This is a genomic window from Bartonella gliris, assembly GCF_045277155.1.
In the GTDB taxonomy this organism is placed as follows: domain Bacteria; phylum Pseudomonadota; class Alphaproteobacteria; order Rhizobiales; family Rhizobiaceae; genus Bartonella; species Bartonella gliris.
In genome coordinates this window covers 1,000,019-1,023,213 of the sequence record NZ_CP123962.1, presented here as the reverse complement: position 1 = coordinate 1,023,213, position 23,195 = coordinate 1,000,019, and the positions used below count along the sequence as shown (strand labels likewise).

At 40.1% G+C, this 23,195-nt stretch carries 19 protein-coding genes; 6 read left to right on the top strand and 13 right to left on the bottom strand.

Features of this window, described 5'->3' with window-relative positions; all coding sequences use genetic code 11:
• Positions 1 to 104 precede the first annotated feature (104 nt).
• The 3 genes from QHG54_RS04610 (at position 105) to mutT (ending at position 2,933) form a co-directional block, all read left to right on the top strand.
• Complete coding sequence (locus QHG54_RS04610; RefSeq protein WP_317992762.1) at positions 105 to 1,058, top strand: peptidylprolyl isomerase; 954 nt, start codon at positions 105 to 107, stop codon at positions 1,056 to 1,058.
• Positions 1,059 to 1,147: 89 nt separating this feature from the next.
• The gene (gene argJ / locus QHG54_RS04605) at positions 1,148 to 2,383 is read left to right on the top strand and encodes a bifunctional glutamate N-acetyltransferase/amino-acid acetyltransferase ArgJ (protein WP_317992763.1); all 1,236 of its coding nucleotides are present in this window, start codon (positions 1,148 to 1,150) and stop codon (positions 2,381 to 2,383) included.
• A 136-nt stretch (positions 2,384 to 2,519) separates the two neighbouring features.
• The gene (gene mutT / locus QHG54_RS04600) at positions 2,520 to 2,933 is read left to right on the top strand and encodes an 8-oxo-dGTP diphosphatase MutT (protein ID WP_317992764.1); all 414 of its coding nucleotides are present in this window, start codon (positions 2,520 to 2,522) and stop codon (positions 2,931 to 2,933) included.
• Between the two features lie 731 nt (positions 2,934 to 3,664).
• Here mutT and QHG54_RS04595 read toward each other — a convergent pair.
• The 4 genes from QHG54_RS04595 to QHG54_RS04580 all read right to left on the bottom strand — a co-directional run bounded on the left by QHG54_RS04595 (position 3,665) and on the right by QHG54_RS04580 (position 8,175).
• Positions 3,665 to 4,519, bottom strand: coding sequence for a C40 family peptidase (locus tag QHG54_RS04595; RefSeq protein ID WP_317992765.1), 855 nt, complete (start codon positions 4,517 to 4,519; stop codon positions 3,665 to 3,667).
• 158 nt (positions 4,520 to 4,677) lie between these two features.
• Positions 4,678 to 6,051, bottom strand: coding sequence for a leucyl aminopeptidase family protein (locus QHG54_RS04590; protein ID WP_317992766.1), 1,374 nt, complete (start codon positions 6,049 to 6,051; stop codon positions 4,678 to 4,680).
• A 13-nt stretch (positions 6,052 to 6,064) separates the two neighbouring features.
• Positions 6,065 to 7,063, bottom strand: coding sequence for a type I pantothenate kinase (gene coaA / locus QHG54_RS04585; protein WP_396335798.1), 999 nt, complete (start codon positions 7,061 to 7,063; stop codon positions 6,065 to 6,067).
• A 122-nt stretch (positions 7,064 to 7,185) separates the two neighbouring features.
• Positions 7,186 to 8,175: an asparaginase gene (locus QHG54_RS04580; protein WP_317992767.1), complete on the bottom strand. Its 990-nt coding sequence runs from the start codon at positions 8,173 to 8,175 to the stop codon at positions 7,186 to 7,188.
• Positions 8,176 to 8,399: 224 nt separating this feature from the next.
• Between QHG54_RS04580 and hslV the strand changes: the two genes are divergently transcribed.
• Both hslV and hslU read left to right on the top strand, forming a co-directional pair.
• Positions 8,400 to 8,981 carry an ATP-dependent protease subunit HslV gene (gene hslV / locus QHG54_RS04575; RefSeq protein WP_317992768.1) on the top strand — a complete coding sequence of 194 codons (582 nt, stop codon included), beginning with the start codon at positions 8,400 to 8,402 and terminating at the stop codon, positions 8,979 to 8,981.
• A complete protein-coding gene (gene hslU, locus QHG54_RS04570; protein ID WP_406603936.1) occupies positions 8,982 to 10,292 on the top strand; it encodes an ATP-dependent protease ATPase subunit HslU in 1,311 nt (436 codons plus the stop codon).
• Positions 10,293 to 10,311: 19 nt separating this feature from the next.
• Here the strand turns inward: hslU and QHG54_RS04565 are convergent, their stop codons facing one another.
• The 3 genes from QHG54_RS04565 to rpsO form a co-directional block, all read right to left on the bottom strand.
• A complete protein-coding gene (locus QHG54_RS04565; RefSeq protein WP_317992770.1) occupies positions 10,312 to 11,310 on the bottom strand; it encodes a class I SAM-dependent methyltransferase in 999 nt (332 codons plus the stop codon).
• 71 nt (positions 11,311 to 11,381) lie between these two features.
• On the bottom strand, positions 11,382 to 13,583 hold the full coding sequence (pnp, locus tag QHG54_RS04560; RefSeq protein ID WP_406603935.1) for a polyribonucleotide nucleotidyltransferase: 2,202 nt from the start codon (positions 13,581 to 13,583) through the stop codon (positions 11,382 to 11,384).
• Positions 13,584 to 13,830: 247 nt separating this feature from the next.
• Positions 13,831 to 14,100, bottom strand: coding sequence for a 30S ribosomal protein S15 (gene rpsO, locus QHG54_RS04555; protein ID WP_317992772.1), 270 nt, complete (start codon positions 14,098 to 14,100; stop codon positions 13,831 to 13,833).
• 317 nt (positions 14,101 to 14,417) lie between these two features.
• On the opposite strand from rpsO, the gene QHG54_RS04550 reads away from it, so the two are divergent.
• Positions 14,418 to 16,046 carry an MFS transporter gene (locus QHG54_RS04550; protein ID WP_406603934.1) on the top strand — a complete coding sequence of 543 codons (1,629 nt, stop codon included), beginning with the start codon at positions 14,418 to 14,420 and terminating at the stop codon, positions 16,044 to 16,046.
• Between the two features lie 98 nt (positions 16,047 to 16,144).
• Here QHG54_RS04550 and truB read toward each other — a convergent pair whose 3' ends face one another.
• The 6 genes from truB to rimP form a co-directional block, all read right to left on the bottom strand.
• Positions 16,145 to 17,104, bottom strand: a complete 960-nt coding sequence (gene truB, locus QHG54_RS04545) for a tRNA pseudouridine(55) synthase TruB (protein ID WP_317992774.1) — start codon at positions 17,102 to 17,104, stop codon at positions 16,145 to 16,147.
• A gap of 4 nt (positions 17,105 to 17,108) precedes the next feature.
• The gene (gene rbfA, locus QHG54_RS04540; protein WP_317992775.1) at positions 17,109 to 17,516 is read right to left on the bottom strand and encodes a 30S ribosome-binding factor RbfA; all 408 of its coding nucleotides are present in this window, start codon (positions 17,514 to 17,516) and stop codon (positions 17,109 to 17,111) included.
• A 123-nt stretch (positions 17,517 to 17,639) separates the two neighbouring features.
• The gene (gene infB / locus QHG54_RS04535) at positions 17,640 to 20,162 is read right to left on the bottom strand and encodes a translation initiation factor IF-2 (protein WP_406603933.1); all 2,523 of its coding nucleotides are present in this window, start codon (positions 20,160 to 20,162) and stop codon (positions 17,640 to 17,642) included.
• Entirely contained in the window at positions 20,159 to 20,794 is a 636-nt protein-coding gene (locus tag QHG54_RS04530) for an RNA-binding protein (protein WP_317992777.1), read from the bottom strand. The genes infB and QHG54_RS04530 overlap by 4 nt, the downstream gene beginning before the upstream one ends.
• Positions 20,795 to 22,426, bottom strand: a complete 1,632-nt coding sequence (gene nusA / locus QHG54_RS04525; protein ID WP_317992778.1) for a transcription termination factor NusA — start codon at positions 22,424 to 22,426, stop codon at positions 20,795 to 20,797.
• Positions 22,427 to 22,473: 47 nt separating this feature from the next.
• Positions 22,474 to 23,124: a ribosome maturation factor RimP gene (gene rimP, locus QHG54_RS04520; RefSeq protein WP_317994014.1), complete on the bottom strand. Its 651-nt coding sequence runs from the start codon at positions 23,122 to 23,124 to the stop codon at positions 22,474 to 22,476.
• Between the last annotated feature and the right edge of the window lie 71 nt (positions 23,125 to 23,195).

Here is a 23,195-nt window from a genome sequence, read left to right as displayed (position 1 = left end):
TTTTAAAACAAAATTATCAGTTTATTTATCTATGTTTAGAGTTTAAAATGTTATGATAAGGGGAATTGTGATCTTGGACATGCGTTCACTTTAAGGAGTATATTATGAAATTCAATTTTATCACGCTGTTTTTGACATCAACTTTATTAGCGAGCACGAGTTTGGGGGCGATGGCCCAAGAAAGCATGAAGTCTGCATCGAATGATTTAAAGACTTTGGAGAAAGCTTCTGAAAAAACAGTTTCTCCTTCTCATGTTATGGCAGTTATTGATGGTAAGGATATTACAGCAGGGCAATTGGATGAGTTAGCGCTCGAAATAAATCCTAATTTAGCGCGTTTTCCTGATGAACAGCGCCGTATAACAGTCTTAAAAGCTTACTTAGATATGCAAGCACTTGCTAAAGCAGCAATTAAGGAGGGTATTGATAAAACTGAAGCTTACAATAAACGTATGGCAGTTATGCGTGACAATGTTCTTCAGCAGCTTTATTTTAAACAGATGGTCGTTGATCAAATTTCAGATACTGATTTGGAAACGCTTTATAATAAAGAAGTTGCTGCTTTACCTAAAGAGGATGAAGTTAAAGCACGTCATATTTTGGTCAAAACGAGAAAAGAGGCAGAAGCTGTCATCAAGCGTTTAAATAAGGGAGAGAGTTTTGAAGAGGTTGCAAAAAAGAATTCAACAGATGGTTCAGCTGCTGTTGGAGGCGATCTTGGTTATTTTAGTCATGGTCAAATGGTCAAGCCTTTCGAAGATGCTGCGTTTGGTTTAAAAGTTGGTGAATATACAAAAAAGCCTGTTGAAAGTCCTTTTGGTTGGCATGTTATCAAGGTAGAAGATCGCCGTTTGAAACAACCTCCTGTATTTGACGATGTTAAAGAGATGTTGCGTACACAGCTAATAAAAGAGCGCTACCGAAAACTGATTTCTGATTTGCGCACTACGATAGATGTGAAATATCCTGATCCTCATATTATAAAACTCATGCAATCGCTTAATCAAAATGAGACGCCACTTTCAGATGAGACATCTGATGAAGAAGAAACGGAATAGTATCTTCAAGTTGGGAGACTTGATAGATTGCTTTTTTTAAAAGGCCATTTATCTGCAATCATTTTATCTGTTTTTATGGGAAACATGCTGTGGCTTTAAAAATATCTCCTTTGTCTCCCCAAAACATACAGGAACTTCCACTATTATCTGGTGTGCGAATAGCAACAGCTGAAGCTGGGATTAAATATAAAGGTCGTACAGATCTTCTTTTTATCGTATTCGATGCGCCAGCGAGTGTGGCAGGTGTTTTTACCCGTTCAAAATGCCCATCTGCTCCTGTGGATCATTGTCGTGCATCACTTCCCCATGGAGTTGCTCGGGGTATTGTTGTTAATTCTGGGAATGCAAATGCTTTTACAGGACGTAAAGGAAAGCAAACAACGGATGCGATAGTGCGTGCTGCGGCGAGCGCTTTAAAGGTTAAAGAGAATGAGATTTTTATAGCTTCTACCGGTGTTATTGGTGAACCGATGGATGCTGCCTGTGTTGTCAATCGTTTACCAACTATGGCGGCGACAGCAGAAGAAGGAAATTGGTTGGATGCTGCAAAAGCCATTATGACAACTGATACATTTCCAAAACTTTCTACACGCAAATTTGATTGTGGGGGAGAGATTATCACCATTAACGGGATTGCAAAAGGTGCTGGTATGATTGCACCAGATATGGCAACGATGCTCTCCTTTGTGGTGAGTGATGCAGATATTTCTTCGGATATACTTCAATCCATGTTATCAGAGGCAGTCCAGGGGTCTTTTAATTCGATCACCGTCGATAGTGATACCTCAACATCAGATACATTGATGATGTTTGCGACAGGAAAAAAGAAAAATTTCCCGCGCCTCATGAGTAAATCTGATCCGCGTTATGAGCTATTCTTAAAGCAATTGAGTGAGCTTTTGCGTGAGCTTGCATTGCAAGTGGTTTGTGATGGGGAGGGGGCTCGTCATTTAATTGAAGTTAATGTGACAGGTGCTACAACAGAGAGTGCTGCTAAGACTGTTGCTCTATCAATTGCAAATTCACCACTTGTAAAGACAGCCATTGCCGGTGAAGATGCTAATTGGGGACGAGTGGTTATGGCAGTGGGGAAGGCAGGTGTTGAAGTAGACCGCGATTTGTTGACGATTTGGTTTGGTGAACATCGTTTGGCGATCAATGGCGAACGAGATCCGGAATATTGTGAAGAGACAATAGGTGCTTACATGCAAGGTAAACACATTACAATTCGTGTTGATATAGGCTTGGGCGTTGGTAAGGCAACGGTTTGGTCTTGCGATTTGACGAAGGAGTACGTTATGATCAATGGTGATTACAGAAGTTAACTGATGCACCATAAACTTGACATGGGGCATCTGTATATTTTTCGGAGAAGATTAGATATTTGAACTCTTTCGTCTTGGAGGAGGAGAGGAATGAGGGAAGAGGCAGTTATTTTTATTATCTCTTTTGGAGAGTGGTATGCGTATGAAAAGTTCACTTCTTCTTGTCGTTGCATGCGCATTATTAGATCAAGATAATCGTGTTTTGCTTGCAGAACGTCCTCAAGGAAAATCACTAGCTGGTTTATGGGAGTTTCCTGGCGGGAAGGTTGAGCCAGGTGAAACTCCAGAAGCATCATTGATTCGTGAGTTAGAGGAAGAGCTTGGTGTGCATGTTCAGGCAGATAATTTATTACCCTTAACATTTGCGAGTCATGGTTACAAAACGTTTCATCTCCTAATGCCATTTTACCTTTGTTACCATTATAAGGGGGTTGCGCAAGGGCGAGAAGGGCAAAATTTAAAATGGGTTTTTATTGGCGATCTTGATAAATATCCTATGCCTGATGCTGATAAGCCATTGGTTCAGGTATTGAAAAATACCCTTCTCTAATATGTTTGTGAGAAGGAGATACCGCTTACAAATAAGAAGCGTCCGTTTCATAGAACATTGATGATAAGTGAGATGCGAAAAGATTCCTTCGAACAAAAGGTTTTATAGTTTTTATTGGAGATTTTGCTTTTTTATGTGACTAACTACTTAATCATTATCGTAAGGCACTTCTATGTCAAGACATTGATTTACACAATAAATTATCATTACACATATTGAATCAGATTTCTTGATATTGTCACATTTCATTGTTTCAAACATTTTCGCTCTGAAACGGAAGGAATTTTTTAATGACAAGTCTATAAGGGGCACAGGTCTATAAGAGGGGACGTGTAACCTGAAAAGCAGTTTTAAAATTGAATTAAAGTATTAATTTATAATGATAATTTATCTTTTTAAGAACCGTTTCAATGTTGCAATATTAGGAAAGCTAGCAAATAGTATGATGATGCTAGCTTATTGCGGTGCTTTGGTAAAAGCTATTCAGTAGATCAGTTAACTAGTTTTTCCAATATCTAAAAAACATGTGAATGTTGAATATGAGATTTAAGAAAAGATCAAGCGCTTAACCTTATTAGACATAAATAAATGCAAGTGCTTTTTTGTTCATACGAAATCAAGCAACTAGCTGTGGTTTGCATTACTATTTTTAAGAATCCAAAATGGATTCATGGAAGAATATAATGGTGGCGTTTGTCCATCATGCTTATATAAGAGCATGATCAGATTTCTTAAATTGGTCGACGTTTTTCTACAGGATATTTGTGCTTTTTAGCGATACGTGTAATTGCTTCTTCTAATGGTTCGATCATAACATCCATAGAGTAACCATTTGCATGGATGATATTGTCGTGATCAACCATAATGGCAACATGGCCTTCCCAAAAAATTAAATCACCTCGTTGAAGTTTGTCGCTCTCTGTAAGTGGTCTACCTATAGTTTTTTGTTGCATGCTGGTATCACGTAAAACCATTTTACCAGTCATCATCATGGAGAGCTGAACAAGTCCCGAGCAATCAATTCCAAAACCGCTGACACCTCCCCAAAGATAAGGTGTGTGAATAAAAGTTTCCGCAACTGTAACATAATCCTCGTACATGTGCTCAATGGGGCTGAGATGGCTGGTAATGATTGCGCTGCCGCTTTCAAGGATAGAATACATTGTGTCACGCACTTCCGTTTCCCCAACAACACTTACTTTGCTTCCCATAGATAAAGCGTATTCCATTGGGCCACGTAAGTCAGCTTGTAAATATTGAAAAGTACGTGGTACTGAAACAATATGCGTTTGTTTTATCGTTGATGTACAAAGAACGGTTGTATCAATATAACCGATATAACCATCTTTAAGTGACTGACTCCGAGACATGGTCTCTCCTTCTTCAAGGATGAGAAGTTCTTCTCCTAATAAGCATTCTGTTTGTCTTTCACTTTTTTTATTATTCTCTTTAAACAGTCCAGCAACAGCTGTATTCACGCGTTTTTTTTCACCTTGAACAAAGCGTTGAGCTGTAATTTCTGTTTCAAGATGTTTATCTGCTAGATCATCTCTGAATGCATACAACTTTGGATCTTTAGAAACCATCTGTTTTCTCTTTCCTTTATTTAGCTTATGTTTAAACAGGTGCATAAAAACTCTTGGGAAAATTTTTTGTCTCTGAATAGAGCACAAAATCACAACTCAAGAAGGTAAATAACTGATTCTAGCTGTCATAAATTATCCATCTTTGTGGATATTTTGTGTCAAACTTGATTTTTAAAAAGGTTATAAAGAGCACGAATAGTCTGTGCAGAGCCACCAACTGGATGACCTGGTTTTTCCTTTGGAACCCATCCATAGAGGTCAAAATGTGCAAAATGTTTGGTTTTCTCAACAAAAAAGTTAAGAAATAAAGCAGCGATTATGGAGCCAGCAAAGTTATTTCCAGTTATATTGTTAAGGTCAGCAATTGGTGATGATAACATTTTCTGATAGGGTTTCCAAAGTGGCATTTGCCAAAGAGGATCGGAAACAGAGCAAGCAGATTGGATAATTTGTTGCGCCCATATTGAATCATTACAATAAAATGCGGGAAGATCTGGTCCTAATGCTATACGCGCTGCTCCTGTTAACGTCGCCATACAAAGCATGAATTGCGGACTTTCTTCATCACCATAGGTGAGTGCATCAGCAAGGATAAGTCGACCTTCAGCATCTGTATTGCCAATTTCAACACTTAAACCTTTACGACTTTGGAGAATATCGCCTGGTCGGTAGGCGTTGGCAGAAATTGCATTTTCAACAGCTGGAATTAAAACCCGTAAACGGAAGGGCAATTTAGCATCCATGATAAGTTTAGCCAGTCCTAAAACATGAGCTCCTCCTCCCATGTCTTTTTTCATGAGTAACATGTTATTGGCTGATTTAATATCAAGTCCTCCAGTATCAAATGTTACGCCTTTACCAACCAACGTTAGTTTAGGGTGGTTTTCTTGTCCCCAGTGTAGCTCAATTAGTCGTGGTGCAGTGCTGCTGGCGCGTCCCACAGCATGAATCATCGGAAAATTATATGTTAAGAGTTCATCTCCACGAATGCTTTTGACATGAGCACTGTATGTTTCTCCCAGTTTGCGTACTTCTTTCTCGAGGATGTCAGGATTTATATCATTGGCTGGAATATTAATGAGATCACGGACAAAAAAGACAGTTTCATAAAGACGCTGAAGCTCATTGAGATCAATCGTGTCATTGACATGAATTGAAAGTGATTTGAGGGAGGAATTTTGACAATAGCGGTTAAACTGATAACTTCCGAATGCCAACCCAAGATAAGTATTGATTTCATGGGAGGCTTCTCCTTCTAAATGCCACTGACCAGCGGGAAGGTTTTTAGCAAGAAGCCCTGTAATAAAAGGCTCTTCACCATTGCCTAGTCCAAATAAAACTTTTTTAAAATGCCCAGTTTCATCAGGAACGAATAATATTTGTCCCGCTTTGCCAGTGAAATTATTTACTTTCATCCACATTTTTGTTGACGCATCAAGTGATAAATCCGCAAGATTTTTTGGGTTTACCAAGAAGATAGGACAACTATTGTCGATACGTGTTGAGGTGAAATGAATGGGATGTAGATGCATATTTAAAGAATCCTTATAGTCGTCGAAGTGCGACATATTCGACTAAATGATTTTTTCCTTTTCGTAAAATGAGATTAGACCGTGGTCGTGTTGGCAATATATTTTCTTGTAAATTTTTCAAATTAATCGTTTGCCAAATATTTTCAGCTATTTTTAAAGCTTCTTCTTCACTCAACAATGCATAGCGGTGAAAATAGGATTCAGGATTTTTAAAAGCTGTTTTGCGTAAACGTTTAAAACGTTCTAAATACCAGCAGCGAATCACTTCTGTTTCAGCATCGACATAGATTGAAAAATCAAAAAAATCTGAAACGAAAGGAATGATTTTTCCATCCTTAGGAAGATCACTAACCTGTAATACATTAATACCTTCAATAATTAAGATATCAGGGCGGTTTATGGTAAGTGTTTGATTTTCCAGAACATCATAGGTCATATGGGAATAAAGCGGGGCGCTGACATTCCCAATACCAGCTTTTATAGCAGAAAGAAAATTCAGCAATTTTTTAATATCGTAGGAGTCAGGAAATCCTTTACGATTCATGCGATTTTTTTGCTGTAAGACAGCGTTGGAATAGAGAAAACCGTCGGTTGTAATCAGATCAACTTTAAAACTAGATCTCCAACGTTTCAAAAGTTCTTGAAGAATACGAGCAGTCGTTGATTTTCCGACAGCAACAGAGCCTGCAATGCCAATGATAAAGGGAGTTTTCGGAGTCTCTTTTCGATGTAAAAATTGTTGACGTTTTTGAAAGAGTCCCTGTACTGCTTCAACATGGCATGATAACAGACGCGACAAGGAAAGATAAATGCGCTGTACTTCTTCAAGATCAATCGGATCACCAATTGAGCGTAAACGCTTGATTTCATCAAAGGTCAAAGTGAGGGGTGTATCCGCACGAAATTGAGACCATTCCTGTGCAGTAAAGACGCTATAGGGCGAATGCTGATCAGAAATGGGTTTGACCAGCTTATCTTCCTGATCAATTTTTGAGAGAATCGTATCAATCATTTGTATTGGTCGAGAATTTTTTTGCCGCAGCAATTAATTAAGGACAGACAGGCGGGCTGTTTTGTTTTCAAATGAATTTTATTTTGCATGTTTTCTTCTTTAAAATAATAGATAGTGTTTTTTTAGCTTATAGTCCAGTTATTCCAGTGTGCATTGATTTGTGCCAATGAGTGTCCTTGAGCCAAAAAAGCCCATAGCAGTAAACGTGCTTTTACTGCTGATAAATAACCAGCCATGAGGGCGCCAGAGGCGATCATATCTACTTCTGAACCTTTATAACCATAAGTTGTACGGGTTGTTGAGCCAGTGCAGGTACGGCTAGCGATAACGATTGGTATCTTGTGTGTATATTGTCGCACAATATCTGCTTCTTCAAAACTACAGTGTCCTGATCCGAAACCGGCAATGACAACTCCAGCATAATGCCCACTTTCAAAACAGAATTTCATTAACTGTGTATCAGAGGATAAAGAGGAGTGTAGGAGTGCCACTTGGTGTTGATAGTTTTGCGGAAGATCAAATGTTGTCGGGAAAAAATTTCGATCATTAAAATAAATCAGTTTTCCTTCCAAAATAGTGCCTAAAATACCTGCCAGACCTGACTGAAATGTCTCAATTTTGACGGTATGTTTTTTTTGGACCCAATAAGGTGAGTGAATGGTATCATTGATTACAACTAAAACGCCTCTATTCCGGCTTTGGGGATCTGCAGCGACGCGGGTTGCTGCTAAAACATTAGCTGGTCCATCAGCACCTGCTTCACAAGGTATACGCATAGCACCAGTTATAATAAGCGGTTCTGCTTTATCCCAATAAAGAGAAAGAAAAAAAGCTGTTTCTTCTAGTGTATCAGTACCTTGCGTTAAAACAATACCTTCTGCGCCAGCTTTTATTTGTTGTGTTGCCCACTCTATTATTTCAAAAAGAATTTTAAAAGATAAAGATCCACTTGGTAATTGCATTAATGTTTGTGCATGAATATCAGCAACCTGATTTAAATCAGGAACACTTTTGATGAGGTTATCTGAGGTTAAAGTCGGTTGCATTTGACCAAAACTGTCAGCAGTCATTGCAATTGTTCCGCCTAAGGTTCCTATAGCTATTTTTTTCATGATTTTTCCTTTAAAAGGCGCAAACTGTTTACATAAAGTTATTTAACAACAATTTGCATTGACAACAATGATATCATTTTTTTTTATTCCAACAAAATTGAGTTATCCTGAAACATTGTGTTTTGCTGGATATGTTCTTAAATAGAGACAATAGTGATTGGATTTTACATTTGATGAAAAGAAATCAATATTAAGAAAAAAGGTCAATATTAAGGAGTTTCCTTATGGCAGAGCATAAGCCAGATATAATGTATGGTACCACTATTATTACTGTAAGAAAAGGTGGCAAGGTAGTAATGGCTGGTGATGGTCAGGTTTCACTTGGGCAGACAATTATGAAAGGTAATGCACGTAAAGTGCGTCGTCTTGGAAAGAACGGGGTGGTTATTGCTGGTTTTGCAGGTGCTACAGCAGATGCTTTCACATTGTTGGAAAGATTAGAAACGAAACTTGAGCAATATCCTGATCAGCTCATGCGTGCATGTGTAGAACTTGCAAAAGATTGGCGAACAGACCGCTATTTGCGTCGTCTCGAGGCAATGATGCTCGTGGCTGATAAGAAAATAACTTTAGCTTTAACAGGGCTTGGTGATGTTTTAGAACCAGAAGATGGAATTATGGCAATTGGTTCTGGAGGCAATTTTGCCCTTTCGGCTGCGCGGGTACTCATGGATACGGATTTGGATGCAGAAACCATTGCCCGTAAAGCTATGGATGTTGCCGCTAAAATTTGTGTTTACACCAATGATCATTTCACGATTGAAACATTGGATGCAGAATTATCTTCTTTAGAGAAAGCTATTTAAATGTGTGTTGTATTTTCCCCTCGCGAAACTGTTTCTGAACTTGATCGTTTTATTATTGGTCAAAATGATGCCAAACGCTCTGTGGCTATTGCACTGCGCAATCGGTGGCGTCGGCAACAGCTTGATGGTCCGATGCGTGAAGAGGTTATGCCCAAAAATATTTTGATGATAGGACCAACAGGTGTTGGTAAGACGGGTATAGCACGTCGATTAGCAAAACTTGCTGGAGCGCCTTTCGTTAAAGTAGAAGCGACTAAATTTACTGAAGTTGGTTATGTGGGGCGTGATGTTGAGCAAATTATTCGTGATCTTGTTGAGATTGCAATTTCTCTTGTGCGTGAAAAAAAACGAGATGAAGTAAAAGTAAAGGCGCATATTAATGCTGAAGAGCGCGTTTTAGATGCCCTTGTTGGTAAGACAGCAAGTCCTGCTACCCGTGATAGCTTTCGCAAAAAGTTACGCGAAGGTGAATTGGATGATAAAGAAATTGAAATTGAGGTAGCCGATAATAACAGCAACAGTGCTTCAACTTTTGATATTCCTGGTATGCCTGGTGCACAAATGGGGATTATGAATTTATCAGATATTTTTGGCAAAATGGGGAATCGTACGAAGATCCGCAAAACAACAGTAAAGGATGCTTTTAAGCCACTCATTGATGATGAATCTGAGAAACTCCTTGATCAGGATCAAATTATTCAAGAAGCACTCCGTGTTGCCGAAAATGACGGAATTGTTTTTATTGATGAGATTGATAAAATTGCAACTCGGGATGGTGGGGCGGGTGCTGCTGTTTCGCGTGAGGGAGTTCAACGGGATCTTTTGCCTCTGGTTGAAGGAACGACGATTAGTACAAAATATGGGCAAATTAAAACAGATCACATTCTTTTTATTGCTTCAGGCGCGTTTCATGTCTCTAAGCCATCTGATTTATTGCCAGAGCTTCAAGGACGTTTGCCTATTCGTGTCGAGCTAAATGCTTTAACAAGGGAAGATTTACGACGTATTTTGACTGAACCTGAAGCGAGTTTGATTAAACAATATATTGCTTTAATGGCAACGGAAGAGGTTCATTTAGAAATTACCGATGATGCGATTGATGCTTTAGCAGATATTGCTGTAGATCTAAATGCAAGGATTGAAAATATAGGGGCACGTCGTTTGCAAACGGTGATGGAGCGCGTTTTGGATGAAATTTCTTTTACTGCGCCAGATAAACCTGGAACATCGTTTAAAATTGACGCTGCTTATGTCAGACAATCTATAGGTGATCTTGCTGCTGATATCGATCTTTCACGTTTCATTCTTTAGAGTTATTGTTTGTTTTCGTCTATCGGCGTGCTTCAATAACTTTGAAACCACGGGATTCTTCATGTATCAAAACTGTGCGAAAAAGTTTTTTTAACAATGCCTCATAAGGTAGGTGGCGGTTAGCAACAAGAAGAAGATTGCCACCTGGTTTTAAATATTTTGCAGCATTTATAATAAAATGCTGTCCTAATGAAATATCTGTAGTTTGTTGCGTGTGAAACGGTGGGTTTGAAATGATGGTATCATACAGATCTGTTATCGGTTCATGCACAAGATCATGCCAATAAAAATGAATTGAACAAGAGGCCGTTACGTGTTTGAGATGCTGTTTGGCTGCTCTCAAAGCGTTGTAGTCGGCTTCATAAAGGTCGAGAGCGGTTATTTTTTCACTTCTTTCAAGTGCTGCGTGAGAAAGAAAGCCCCAGCCAGCACCAAAATCAGCAGTCTTTCCTGAAATAATTTTTGGCACATGCAAAGCGAGCGCAGCAGAGCCTGGATCAATACGACCGTGCGAGAACATGCCAGAAGTTGTTTGAAATTTATTTTCAAAAGTAAGCGGTGGTGAGCGCAAATATACAATATTCTGTTTATCTATTTGTTGTGGGACTTGAAGCCAGAATACAAGACCATGATTTTTAGACAATTTATCGGTGATGGGTACAATTGTTTTAACCCATTTCATCATTGAAGCGGCACCGGTAGTTTTATTCCCACCGATAACAATCCATCCACCAGGTTTTACACGTTCTAAGAGATCAAGAAAACAATTTTGGTTAAAACCACGATATTTGCTTAAATGCAAAAGTGCACCATCATAGGTGAAAGTTTGATCTATTTGAGGAGAACAACGAAACTGAGCATTAGCAAATTTTAAAAAGTCTGGTCGCCAGGGTGTTATAACTTCTAAGTTTTGTGCCCATTTTGGAGAAGGGAGTTCGGTTAAACCAAAACTCAGCCAAGATTGGCTCGGATCAGGATAGGGGAGTCCATAGTTTTCAAAAGGCAAAAATAATAACACATGTAGCTCTTTCAAAGAAAATGCCATCCCAATATCGGAATGGCATTTTGTTTCATGATAAGAGGGGAAGATTATTCCTCTTTTTTCTTACGACGGCGTTTATTTTCGGATTTATTTTTTTCATCCATGGATTTGTCTTTTTCTACTTGTATCGAAGCGTCATCAGTAATTTCTTTTCCGGTTTGTTGGTCGACAATTTTCATTGATAACCGAACTTTACCACGCTCATCAAAGCCCATTAATTTAACCCAAACTTTATCGCCTTCTTTAACAACATCTGTTGTTTTTGTGACGCGTTCTGATGTAAGTTGAGAGATATGGACAAGCCCATCTCGTGAGCCAAAAAAGTTTACAAATGCACCAAATTCTGCAGTTTTTACAACTGTTCCTTGATAGATAACACCAACTTCAGGTTCATCAACAATCGAATGGATCCAGCGCTTTGCTGCTTCAATGGCTTTAGCATCGGTAGAAGCGATTTTAATTGTTCCATCATCTTCAATATTAATTTTAGCTCCAGTTTGTTCGACAATTTCCCGGATTACTTTGCCACCAGAGCCGATAACATCGCGGATTTTATCAACAGAAATGTTCATAATTTCAATGCGTGGAGAAAATTCACTAAGTTCATCACGCGCGCTGGTTAAAGCCTTAGCCATTTCGTTAAGGATATGGATTCGACCACCTTTGGCTTGTTCAAGTGCAATTTTCATAATCTCTTCGGTAATACCATCAATTTTGATATCCATTTGCAAAGCAGTAATACCATTTTCTGTTCCCGCAACTTTAAAATCCATGTCTCCAAGATGATCTTCATCCCCTAAAATATCAGACAGAATAGCAAAGCGTTCACCTTCTTTAATCAATCCCATGGCAATACCTGCGACAGGGCGTGCCAGAGGAACGCCGGCATCCATGAGAGCAAGTGAAGTTCCGCAAACCGTTGCCATTGAAGAGGAGCCATTGGATTCAGTGATTTCTGAGACAGCACGAATGGTATAAGGAAAAGATTCCTTGGTCGGCAACATGGGATGAAGAGCACGCCATGCCAGTTTGCCATGCCCGATCTCACGGCGGCCAGGAGAGCCAAGACGTCCTGTTTCACCCACAGAAAATGGTGGAAAATTGTAATGGAGAAGGAATGTTTCCTTATACATACCCGTTAAGGAGTCCACATATTGTTCATCTTCACCGGTTCCTAATGTTGCAACGACAATTGCTTGTGTTTCTCCACGGGTAAAGAGTGCTGATCCATGTGTTCGGGGTAAAATACCAACTTCTGATTGGATGGGACGTACTGTTGAAAGGTCACGTCCATCAATACGCTTTTTGGTATCAAGAATGTTCCCGCGAACAATTTTTGCTTGCAATTGTTTGAAAACGGTTGCAATTTGCTCTTCACTGAATTTACAGTCTTCTTCTGTTTCTGGCATAAATTTACTGATGACTTCTGTTTTAAGTGCATCAATTGCGGCGTGACGTTCCTGTTTATCAGTAATTGTATAAGCTTTTCTTATATCTTGTTCGGCTATCTCCAGCATAGCTTTTTCGAGTTCAGAAAGATCTTCGGGAACGAAATCGCGTGGGTCTTTTGCGGCAACTTCGGCAAGTTCGATGATAGCATCAAGAACAGGTTGAAAACCTTTATGTCCAAACATAACGGCACCTAACATGATGTCTTCAGGCAATTCTTGAGCTTCTGATTCAACCATTAACACAGCACTTTCTGTACCGGCAACAACAAGATCAAGTTTTGATTCGGGCATTTCATCGATATGGGGATTGAGAACGTATTGTCCATTGCAATAACCGACACGGGCACCAGCAATAGGGCCCATGAAAGGAACACCTGACAGAGTTAATGCAGCAGAAGATGCAATCATCGCGAGGATATCGGGATTATTTTCGAGATCATGTTGTATAACAGAAACGATGACTTGCGTATCATTTTTATAACCGTCGGCGAAGAGTGGACGAATTGGACGATCGATCAAACGTGAAATCAAAGTTTCACTTTCACTTGGTCTGCTTTCACGTTTTAAATAACCACCAGGTATTCTACCAACAGCATAGGATTTTTCTTGATAATTAACGGTAAGTGGAAAAAAATCTTGATCTGGTTTTGGACTTTTTGCCGATACAACGGTGGCTAAGACAATGGTTTCACCATAGGTGGCAATTACTGCACCATCAGCTTGACGCGCTATTTTCCCTGTTTCGAGAGTGAGTGGCCGACCGGCCCATTCAATTTCTATCTTGTGCGTTTTGAACATTTTTTATCCTTAATGACCAGTGCTCACATTCTGGTTTTACGTAGCATATTTTAAAGCTATGGGCAGGACAACAAGACACTTCTGTCTTTTTGCGAAAAGAGAGAAATAAATCGCAATTTAAACGCGAAGCAACTAGCAATCCTGCCCCATGATAGTTACTCATCAGTTTTTTTAAGTTTTTCACTAAAAGCAGCAAACTGAAAAAATGGGTGGATTTTTTTAGAAATACTATCCACCCATTTTTCTTTTAGCGACGCAAACCTAACTTTCTGATAAGTGTTTGGTAACGATTTTGGTCAATTCCTTTAAGGTAATCAAGCAGACGACGGCGCTGAGATACCATCTTCAAAAGACCACGACGAGAATGGTTATCCTTTTTGTGAGATTTGAAATGGTTAGTCAAATTAGCAATACGTTCAGAAAGTACAGCAACCTGCACTTCTGGTGATCCTGTATCACCAACTTTATTTGCGTATTCTGCGACAAGAGCTTGTTTACGTTCAGCTGTAATCGACATCGTATTATCCTTTCAAAAAACGAAGAAAAAAGTCACCCACAGCCGAGATGTCGTTCAGCAAGGGTCTGTGATGGAACAAGAAAAGTCAAAGACTCTTACCTGCTCTGGCATTTATATAGGAAAGAAGGTTAAAATACTAGTCCTTGAAATCATCTTGAAGAGCTTCTTCAATAAAGAGTTATGTTTTGAAAGATTGATTTTAAGGATGTTTTATGGAAAATTTTTAAAGAATTATGCATCCTTTTGATACAAAGATTGCTGTTTTACAGAGTGTGTGTGGTAACAAAAGCGATAGAATACCGATTTGGAGGCAAAAGATGCAGAGCATTTCAATATTAAAGCTTTTTCGTAATTCGGTATTCCGAAATTTATGGGCGTCTACACTCGTTTCTAATTTAGGGGGGCTCATACAGGCTGTAGGGGCAGGTTGGTTAATGGCGTTGATTAGTTCTTCGCATTCCATGGTTGGGCTTGTTCAAAGTGCTACAACATTACCACTTGTTATGTTTTCTTTGATGGCAGGGGCATTAGCTGACAATTTTAATCGGCGCCAAATTATGTTGTGCGCGCAGATTATGATGATGGTTATATCAATGATTTTGGCTGTCTTAGTCTATATGGGGGTTCTAACACCTTGGCTTTTGTTATGCTTTACCTTTTTGATTGGGTGTGGAACTGCTTTTTATAATCCTTCTTGGCAAGCAACCATAGGAGATATTGTGAGCAGGGAAAATATTCCTGCTGCCGTTAGCTTGAACAGTGTCGGTTTTAATTTGATGCGTAGTGTTGGTCCTGCTATTGGTGGCGCTGTCATTGCTACTTTAGGCGCAGCCGCAGCTTTTTTGTTTAATGCAATAAGTTACATTCCTTTAATTGGTGCTTTGTTTTTATGGAAACAGAGCCATAAAAACAACACGTTGCCACGGGAGAGACTTTTAGGAGCTGTCGCCGATGGTTTGCGTTATGTTGCGATGTCGCCTAATCTCCTTAATATTATGGTTAGGGCGTTCCTTTTTGGTATTGGGGCGATTTCAATTTTGGCACTTTTACCAATTGTTGTGCATAAAGTTCTCGAGGGAAATGCGCTTCTTTATGGGACATTGCTCGGTTGTTTTGGTTTAGGAGCAATGACAGCTGGTATTATTAATTCATCTGTACGGCATTATTTTCGTTTAGAGACGATTATTGCAAGTGCATTTATTGGTTTTGCCTTTTCCTGCTTTTCTTTAGCTATGAGCCGTTCGCTGATTATAAGCCATATTGCCTTGTTTCCTGCTGGTTTATGTTGGGTTTTGGCGTTATCGCTGTTTAACACATCCGTACAACTTTCTACACCGCGCTGGGTTGTTGCACGTGCTTTAGCCCTTTATCAAACGGCATCTTATGGGGGTATGGCTGTCGGAAGCGCAATTTGGGGGGGGCTGGCTGATGGTTATTCTCCAACAATTGCTTTGAGTATTTGTTCTCTCTTCTTGATTTTTGGAGCTCTTGCGGGGGTAAAGTTTAGAATTCAGGAGATTCCCCAAATAGATCTGGATCCGCTTGATCATTTCAGAGAACCAGAGCTTTTACTAGATCTAAAAGCGCAAAGCGGTCCGATCATGATTATGATTGATTATCAAATTCATGAAAATGATCTCGAAGAATTTCTCAAAGTGATGACACGTCGTCGCCATATTCGGTTACGTGATGGCGCTCGCCAATGGGTTCTTTTGCGTGATCTTGAAAGGCCTGAATATTGGACAGAAGCTTATCATATGCCAACATGGGTGGATTATTTGCGCCATAATCATCGTCGTATAAAAGCGGATGCAGAGGTGAATAAGCTTTTGCGTCACTTAAATCGTGCGCCTAACGGTATAAGAGTACACCGTATGATTGAGCGGCAGACAATACCACATGCCAGTGAGATGCATTTAAAGCCCTCTGCTGACCAATTGCCTTGATGGTAAGAGGCTAAATGTAAAGAAATGAGAAAAACTTTATGCCCTTTATCGATAGAGGAAAATATTTTTCTACAAGAGATTTTTGTAAGGAGAACAGATTAAATTGTGAAAATCCGCTTTGGTTTAAACAGGCTTTTATCAAGAGTACCTATAGCGAGAAGTTGGCTTTTGTAGGTTACACAAACCTCATCTTCATCAATGGACGCATTGTGATTACATAGGAACACTGGATTGCCCTTCATGATTCGCTGTGCTTGGGTTTCACTAAGGGTATAATGAGAGAGAGAATCCAAAGCAGCACCTGTTTCAATTAAGAATTCATCAAGTATTGTAAAATTTTTTTCGGGAAGAACACCATTTTCATTTGTTGTATTTTTATCCAGTATTGCCGCTTTTAGCTCATCCCATGTAATGAGATCATCTTCACAAAAAGGTGCTACTGCGATACGCCTTAAGGCAGCAATATGCCCATAACAACCGAGATCACGCCCCATATCGCGTGCTAAGGAGCGCACATAGGTTCCTTTTCCGCAGGTTATTTCAAAGATAGAATACTCTTTGGTGGTGCTTTCGATCAATTTGAAAGTTTCTATTTCCACTTGGCGTGGGGGAATTTCAACAACTTTACCTTCACGCGCTATATCGTAGGCACGGTTACCAGCAATTTTGATTGCCGAAAATTGTGGGGGCGTTTGCAAAATAATCCCCATATATTTAGGGAGAAGGGCGAGTATCTCTTCTTGAGTTGGACGTTTGAGAGAGGTTTTCGTTATCTCACCCTCTAGATCATCTGTTGAGCGCTCCTCTCCCCAAACGATTTTAAAACGATAGGTTTTTGTGCCTTCCATGACATAGGGAACAGTTTTGGTTGCTTCGCCCAATGCAATTGGCAGGAGGCCAGAAGCAAGGGGATCAAGCGTACCTGCATGTCCTGCTTTTTGTGCATGAAAAAGCTGTTTGATTTGTGAGACAGCTTCTGTTGACCTCATTCCTTTTGGTTTATCAAATATTAGCCAGCCAGAAACAGAACGGCCTTTTTTTTTGCGTTGCCGTGTCATATTTTTAATCCTCATGTTCATCAGTACGACGAAGATCACGTGCTACCTCAGGAGAGCGGAGCAGGGCGTCAATTTTTGAAAAATTATCAAAACTGCTATCAAGCCGAAAACGCAGTTCAGGCATGTATTTCATTTGTCGCAACGCATGACTGATTTCTCCACGGATAAAGCGGCTATGTTTATTGAGGACATTAACAACATCACTATGAGAAGCGTTATTAGAAGTGCTGAGAGGAGAAACAAAGCAGGTGGCAATTTTCAAATCTGGTGACATACGTACTTCAGAGACAGAAATCACAATATTCTTCAAGACATCGTCAAATAAAATCCCTCTCTGCATTATATGAGCTACAGCGTGGCGTACTTGTTCTCCGACTCTTAATTGCCGTTGTGATGGATTTGCATTTTTCATCAAAGCTTTACCCTTGTTACAATCTCTCTTTCCTTTATCACCTTAAGGATAAGAAAGAACAATCGCATATAAACTTCACTCACTTTTCTCATTTTATGAAAGAGTAAAGGCATTGGAGTATTTTTATAATGTGCGATTAACATGTTCGACGCGGAAGATTTCAATAATGTCTCCTGCACGCATATCTTCATAGTTTTCGAATGCTATTCCACATTCTTGACCACTTTGTACTTCATTGACTTCATCCTTGAAGCGCTTGAGTGTTTTAAGTTTTCCTTCATGAATGACGATATTATCGCGGATAAGGCGGACTCCAGCTCCTCTTTCTATTTTACCTTCTGTAACGCGGCATCCAGCGACTTTTCCAATTTTTGTAATATTAAAGACTTCCAAAATTTCGGCATTACCAAGGAAAGTCTCACGCTTCTCTGGTGAGAGTAATCCTGACATAGCAGCTTTTATATCATCAACAAGGTCATAAATGATGTTATAATAGCGAATTTCAATTCCTTGTGTTTTAGCACAATCACGTGCTTGTTTATTGGCTCGAACGTTAAAGCCAATCACAGCAGAGTTGGAAGCTTCAGCAAGAGAAATATCACTTTCAGTAATACCTCCAGCACCAGAATGCACAATGCGTGCACGCACTTCTTCGTTCCCTAGTTTTTCTAATGCTGAGGCGATTGCCTCAATTGATCCCTGCACATCTCCTTTAACAATAAGGGGAAATTCTTTGACGCCTGAGGTTTGTAATTTGGTCATCATCTGTTCAAGAGAACCGCGAGAACTCGTTTGGCGGGCTACAGCTTTATCACGTGCTAATCGCTGCCGATATTCAGAAATTTCCCGTGCCTTTGCTTCATGTGTGACAACAGCAAAACGGTCACCAGCTTGTGGCGTTCCTTGCATGCCTAAAATTTCAATGGGTGTAGAGGGGAGTGCTTCTTTAATATGGCGACCATGGTCATCAATCAAGGCGCGTACGCGGCCCCATTCATTGCCTGCAACAATAATGTCAGAAGGATGCAATGTGCCTTTTTGCACAAGAACTGTTGCAACAGATCCACGCCCCCGATCTAGTTTGGCTTCAATAACAACGCCTTCTGCCGTTCGTTTTGGATCTGCTTTCAGATCAAGAATTTCAGCTTGAAGGAGAATCGCTTCGAGAAGTTTATCAAGATTTTGACCGGTTTTAGCAGAAACTTCGACTTCCAAAGTTTCTCCGCCCATAGTTTCAACGAATACTTCGTGTTGCAAAAGTTCTGTACGCACTTTTTGCGCATCAGCGGCTGGTTTATCAATTTTGTTGATTGCAACAATAATAGGTACACCAGCGGCTTTGGCATGATTGATTGATTCAATGGTTTGCGGCATGACACTATCATCAGCGGCTACAACCAGAACGGCAATATCCGTAACACGGGCTCCACGAGCACGCATAGCTGTGAAGGCGGCATGTCCAGGCGTATCAATAAAGGTAATCTTTTGACCATTTTGCTCCACTTGATAAGCGCCAATATGCTGTGTAATACCACCTGCTTCACCAGAAACAACATTTGCTTTTCGAATAGCATCGAGAAGAGAAGTTTTTCCGTGGTCGACATGCCCCATAATTGTTACGACTGGTGGACGCTGCCGCATTTTTTGAGGATTATCAGCTATATTAAAGATGCCTTCTTCTACGTCAGATTCTAAAACACGTTTAACAGTGTGGCCGAATTCAACGGCGATGAGCTCGGCAACATCTGCATCAATGACATCGCCAGGTTTCATCATTTGTCCTTGTTTCATGAGAAATTTAATTACATCAACGGAGCGCTCAGTCATACGCTGTGCGAGCTCTTGAATGGTAATAGTTTCAGGAAGAATAACTTCGCGAGAAATTTTTTCTTTTGGTTCTTGGTTTTGTGTACGTTTAAATTTCTCTTGCCTGCGGCGCATTGCAGCCATTGAGCGCCCACGTGCACTCCCTTCTTCGTCCAGTGCGCTATTGAGGCTAATTTTTCCACGACGCCGTTCATCGGTACCTTTTACAACTTTAGGTGCACGCACTTCTGATTTAGCAGAATTAGCACGTCGGCTATGCCGATCGTCATCTTTTATTTCATCTACTTTGCGTTTTTCAATTACAGTTGTATTTTTAGGCGTTACAGGGATATCTATCGGTTCTATTTGGGAGTGAACAGGGGGAAGAGGTGGAGTTTGTACCGTAGGGTTTTCTTCTTCTTGATGTATTTCGGTTTCTTGAATTGTTTGCCGCAAACTTTCTTCACGCTCTTTGGCAAGTCTTGCTTGCTCTTCGGCTTGTTCACGCGTTATTCTTTCTTGGATATGTGCTTCTTCTAAAGCGCGAAGTCTCGCTTCCATTTCAGTCGATGAAAGATTGCTTTTGGCTATAGGTTCACTTGGTTTAGCTTCTTCGAATCGTGGTTTAGAACGTTGAGGGGCCACATGTGGTTTAGTAATTGGCTGTGATATTTCAGTTTTTTCATCCGGTCGCGTAATTTTGCGCCGCTTAGTTTCGACGACGACAGCTTTTGTACGGCCATGGCTAAAATTTTGTTTGACCGTGCTGGTTTCTAGGACTGACCGTTTTAAGCTCAGAGTCCTCTTGACTGTTGTTTTGTCGTTATTATTTTCACTCATTGTATTTCCTTCACGGCTTTTGCCGTCATCTCACCAGGCTTACTGTGGTTGCCATCACGGTAGGCGATCAGCTTATGTATTGTTTTGAGAAACCCCTCTGCAGCCTTCATGTTCAATAAGGCCGCATGCATCACAAGATTAGTTCCAAAAGCCACACTCATTTCATCACTTGTAAATAAAGATGTAGTTTTTATGTTCTGATTTGTTTGTTTCTGTATTGTATGGATGGCTTGTGAAATTTTTCGTTTCCCATTTTCTGTAGCTTCCTTGGCATGCAGTACAAAGATAACTTGACCAGAACGGATAGCTGCATCAACTTTGGTTGCTCCCATGACAACGGCGCCTGCTTTTCGCGCCATGGAAAGGCTTCCAAGGGCGGCTTTTAGCAAAAGTTTATCCACAATATGCGCAAGGTTTGGCGCAACCTCAACATCTGTTTTAAAACTTTTGTTAAAAGCTTTCTTTTTGATTGCTTCCTCAATGGCTAAATGGTGGGAAGAGACCCAAACGCCACGTCCAGGCAAATTGGATTTAAGATCAGGGACAATTTGATTATTGGGACCAATAACAAAACGGATCAGCGTTTTTACTGAAGCATTTTTTCTTGTCACAATGCAGGTCCGTTCATTCATTTAAAGTATATCCGCGTTCAAATTATCTATGTTTTCGTTTTCTGCAGGATTTTCACTTTCTGCAGGATTTTCAGTAACAAGATTAGCTTTGTCTATCCAGCCTGCTTGCACACGTGCAGTCAAAACCATAGTTTCGGCATCAGCGCGTGTAATATCAAATGATGTCAGGATACCAGGAAAATTTTGTGTTTGACCCTCCTTACGTTCTCTCCAGCCAACCAAATCATCAACTGCATAGCCGGCAAAATCTTCCATTGTTTTTACGCCATCTTCGCCAATAGCAACCAACATAGCACTTGTCATTCCAGGAAGCATTCGCAATTCATCAGAGACACCGAGTTTTTTGCGCTTTTCATCAAGTTCTTTTTCTTTTTGTTCTAAATATTCACGTGCACGGCTTTGGATTTCAGCGGCAGTTTCATTATCAAAACCATCGATGGAAGCAATTTCTTCAGGATCAATATAAGCGATTTCCTCAATGGAAGAGAAGCCTTCTGACGCCATAACCTGTCCGATCATTTCGTCAACATCTAAAGATTCCATAAACAGTTTGCTGCGTTCGGTAAATTCTTTTTGACGGTTTTCAGATTCTTCTTGTTCTGTTAAGATATCAATGTTCCATCCTGTGAGTTGCGAAGCTAAACGAACATTTTGTCCACGTCGACCAATAGCGAGACTAAGCTGGTCATCAGGTACAACGACTTCGATACGTTCTGCATCTTCATCGAGAACGACTTTGGAAACTTCGGCAGGTTGTAGTGCATTGACGATGAATGTTGCTGCATCAGGTGACCAAGGAATAATATCAATTTTTTCTCCTTGCAATTCTGCAACAACAGCTTGAACGCGACTTCCGCGCATTCCAACACATGCTCCAACGGGATCAATTGAACCATCGCGTGAGACAACAGCAATTTTAGCTCGTGAACCTGGATCACGGGCAACAGATTTAATTTCTATAATACCATCATAGATTTCTGGCACTTCCATGGTAAAAAGTTTTACCATAAATTGAGGATGTGTGCGTGAAAGGAAAATTTGCGGACCTCGCGGTTCGCGATGTACATCATTCACAAAGGCACGAATACGATCTCCATAGCGGAAGGATTCACGTGGAATTAATTCATCACGTCGCACAATAGCTTCACCACGACCTAGATCGACAATAACATTGCCATATTCCACACGTTTTACCGTGCCGGAAATAATTTCACCAATTTTATTTTTGAATTCTTCGTATTGTTGATCACGTTCTGCATCGCGTACTTTTTGTACAATAACCTGTTTAGCAGATTGCGCTGCGATGCGTCCAAAATCCATAGGGGGCAAAAGGTCGGAAAAAAAATCCCCTATTTTTGCGTCTGCTTGACGTTTGAGAGCGTCGGACAAAGTAATTTCAGTTGTATAATCTTCAACAATATCAACAATTTTAAGCAGACGTTGTAATTTAATTTCGCCTGTTTTTGCATTGATCTCAGCACGGATATTGGTTTCTTGACCATAACGAGAACGCGCCGCTTTCTGAATAGCATCGGCCATCGCAGAAATGACAATTTCACGGTCAATCGACTTTTCACGTGCAACAGCATCTGCAATTTGCAGAATTTCAAGCCTGTTAACGCTTGTAGCCATCGATTTTCTCCTTCTTTGTGCCACACGATGGGCATTTCCCAGTGATCTTAATTCTTGTAATTTTTTTCCTGTTTTGAGACGTCAGGATTATCTTCTGGAATGAATTGTTGACTTAAATCTTTATTTTTTTTCAATGCGTCGCGAATAAGTTCATCGGTAAGCACCAAATGCGCATCGACGATGTCATCAAAAGGAATAGAAATATACATGGCTTCTCCATAGGCGGCTTTATCGGTATTTAAGGTAAAGCCATCTTGCGTAATATTTGCGAGTATTCCACGAAATTTTCGACGTCCATCAATTGTGATTTTAGTTTCAATTTTTGCAATATGCCCTTGCCAATGAAAAAAATCAGATTTTCTTACCAATGGACGATCAATTCCAGGAGATGAAATTTCTAAATGATATTTACGTTCAATAACATTTTGCACATCAAGAAGGGGTGAAACAGTTCGGCTAACAATTTCGCAATCTTCTATTGTCATGGAGCCATCAGCGCGCTCAACCATAATCTGAAGCGTTAAACCATTTTGCCCAAGGAGCTTTATACGAACCAAACGGAAACCTAAAGGCTTAAGCACTGGTATAACAAGAGCAGCAACATGTGCTTCGATGCCGTTTTCTTCAAACAAACGCGGTTCATCAATATCGCTCATTCTTTCAGTTTCATTCATACACTTTATCCAAGTCAGCTTCATCAGTTTTATGACATAAAAAAAAGCGGGTCCACACGGCCCACTCCTCATCATAAGACCAAGAATTTATCTAT

Excerpts from the sequence above, each read along its gene's own strand:
- rbfA (WP_317992775.1), bottom strand. The coding sequence starts at position 17,516 with ATGAAAAATGCAAATCCATCACAACGGCAATTAAGAGTCGGAGAACAA.
- infB (WP_406603933.1), bottom strand. The coding sequence starts at position 20,162 with ATGAGTGAAAATAATAACGACAAAACAACAGTCAAGAGGACTCTGAGC.
- truB (WP_317992774.1), bottom strand. The coding sequence starts at position 17,104 with ATGACACGGCAACGCAAAAAAAAAGGCCGTTCTGTTTCTGGCTGGCTA.
- hslV (WP_317992768.1), top strand. The coding sequence starts at position 8,400 with ATGGCAGAGCATAAGCCAGATATAATGTATGGTACCACTATTATTACT.
- QHG54_RS04610 (WP_317992762.1), top strand. The coding sequence starts at position 105 with ATGAAATTCAATTTTATCACGCTGTTTTTGACATCAACTTTATTAGCG.
- nusA (WP_317992778.1), bottom strand. The coding sequence starts at position 22,426 with ATGGCTACAAGCGTTAACAGGCTTGAAATTCTGCAAATTGCAGATGCT.
- pnp (WP_406603935.1), bottom strand. The coding sequence starts at position 13,583 with ATGTTCAAAACGCACAAGATAGAAATTGAATGGGCCGGTCGGCCACTC.
- hslU (WP_406603936.1), top strand. The coding sequence starts at position 8,982 with ATGTGTGTTGTATTTTCCCCTCGCGAAACTGTTTCTGAACTTGATCGT.
- rimP (WP_317994014.1), bottom strand. The coding sequence starts at position 23,124 with ATGAAGCTGACTTGGATAAAGTGTATGAATGAAACTGAAAGAATGAGC.
- QHG54_RS04550 (WP_406603934.1), top strand. The coding sequence starts at position 14,418 with ATGCAGAGCATTTCAATATTAAAGCTTTTTCGTAATTCGGTATTCCGA.
- mutT (WP_317992764.1), top strand. The coding sequence starts at position 2,520 with ATGCGTATGAAAAGTTCACTTCTTCTTGTCGTTGCATGCGCATTATTA.
- coaA (WP_396335798.1), bottom strand. The coding sequence starts at position 7,063 with ATGATTGATACGATTCTCTCAAAAATTGATCAGGAAGATAAGCTGGTC.
- QHG54_RS04595 (WP_317992765.1), bottom strand. The coding sequence starts at position 4,519 with ATGGTTTCTAAAGATCCAAAGTTGTATGCATTCAGAGATGATCTAGCA.
- QHG54_RS04580 (WP_317992767.1), bottom strand. The coding sequence starts at position 8,175 with ATGAAAAAAATAGCTATAGGAACCTTAGGCGGAACAATTGCAATGACT.
- QHG54_RS04530 (WP_317992777.1), bottom strand. The coding sequence starts at position 20,794 with ATGAATGAACGGACCTGCATTGTGACAAGAAAAAATGCTTCAGTAAAA.
- rpsO (WP_317992772.1), bottom strand. The coding sequence starts at position 14,100 with ATGTCGATTACAGCTGAACGTAAACAAGCTCTTGTCGCAGAATACGCA.
- QHG54_RS04590 (WP_317992766.1), bottom strand. The coding sequence starts at position 6,051 with ATGCATCTACATCCCATTCATTTCACCTCAACACGTATCGACAATAGT.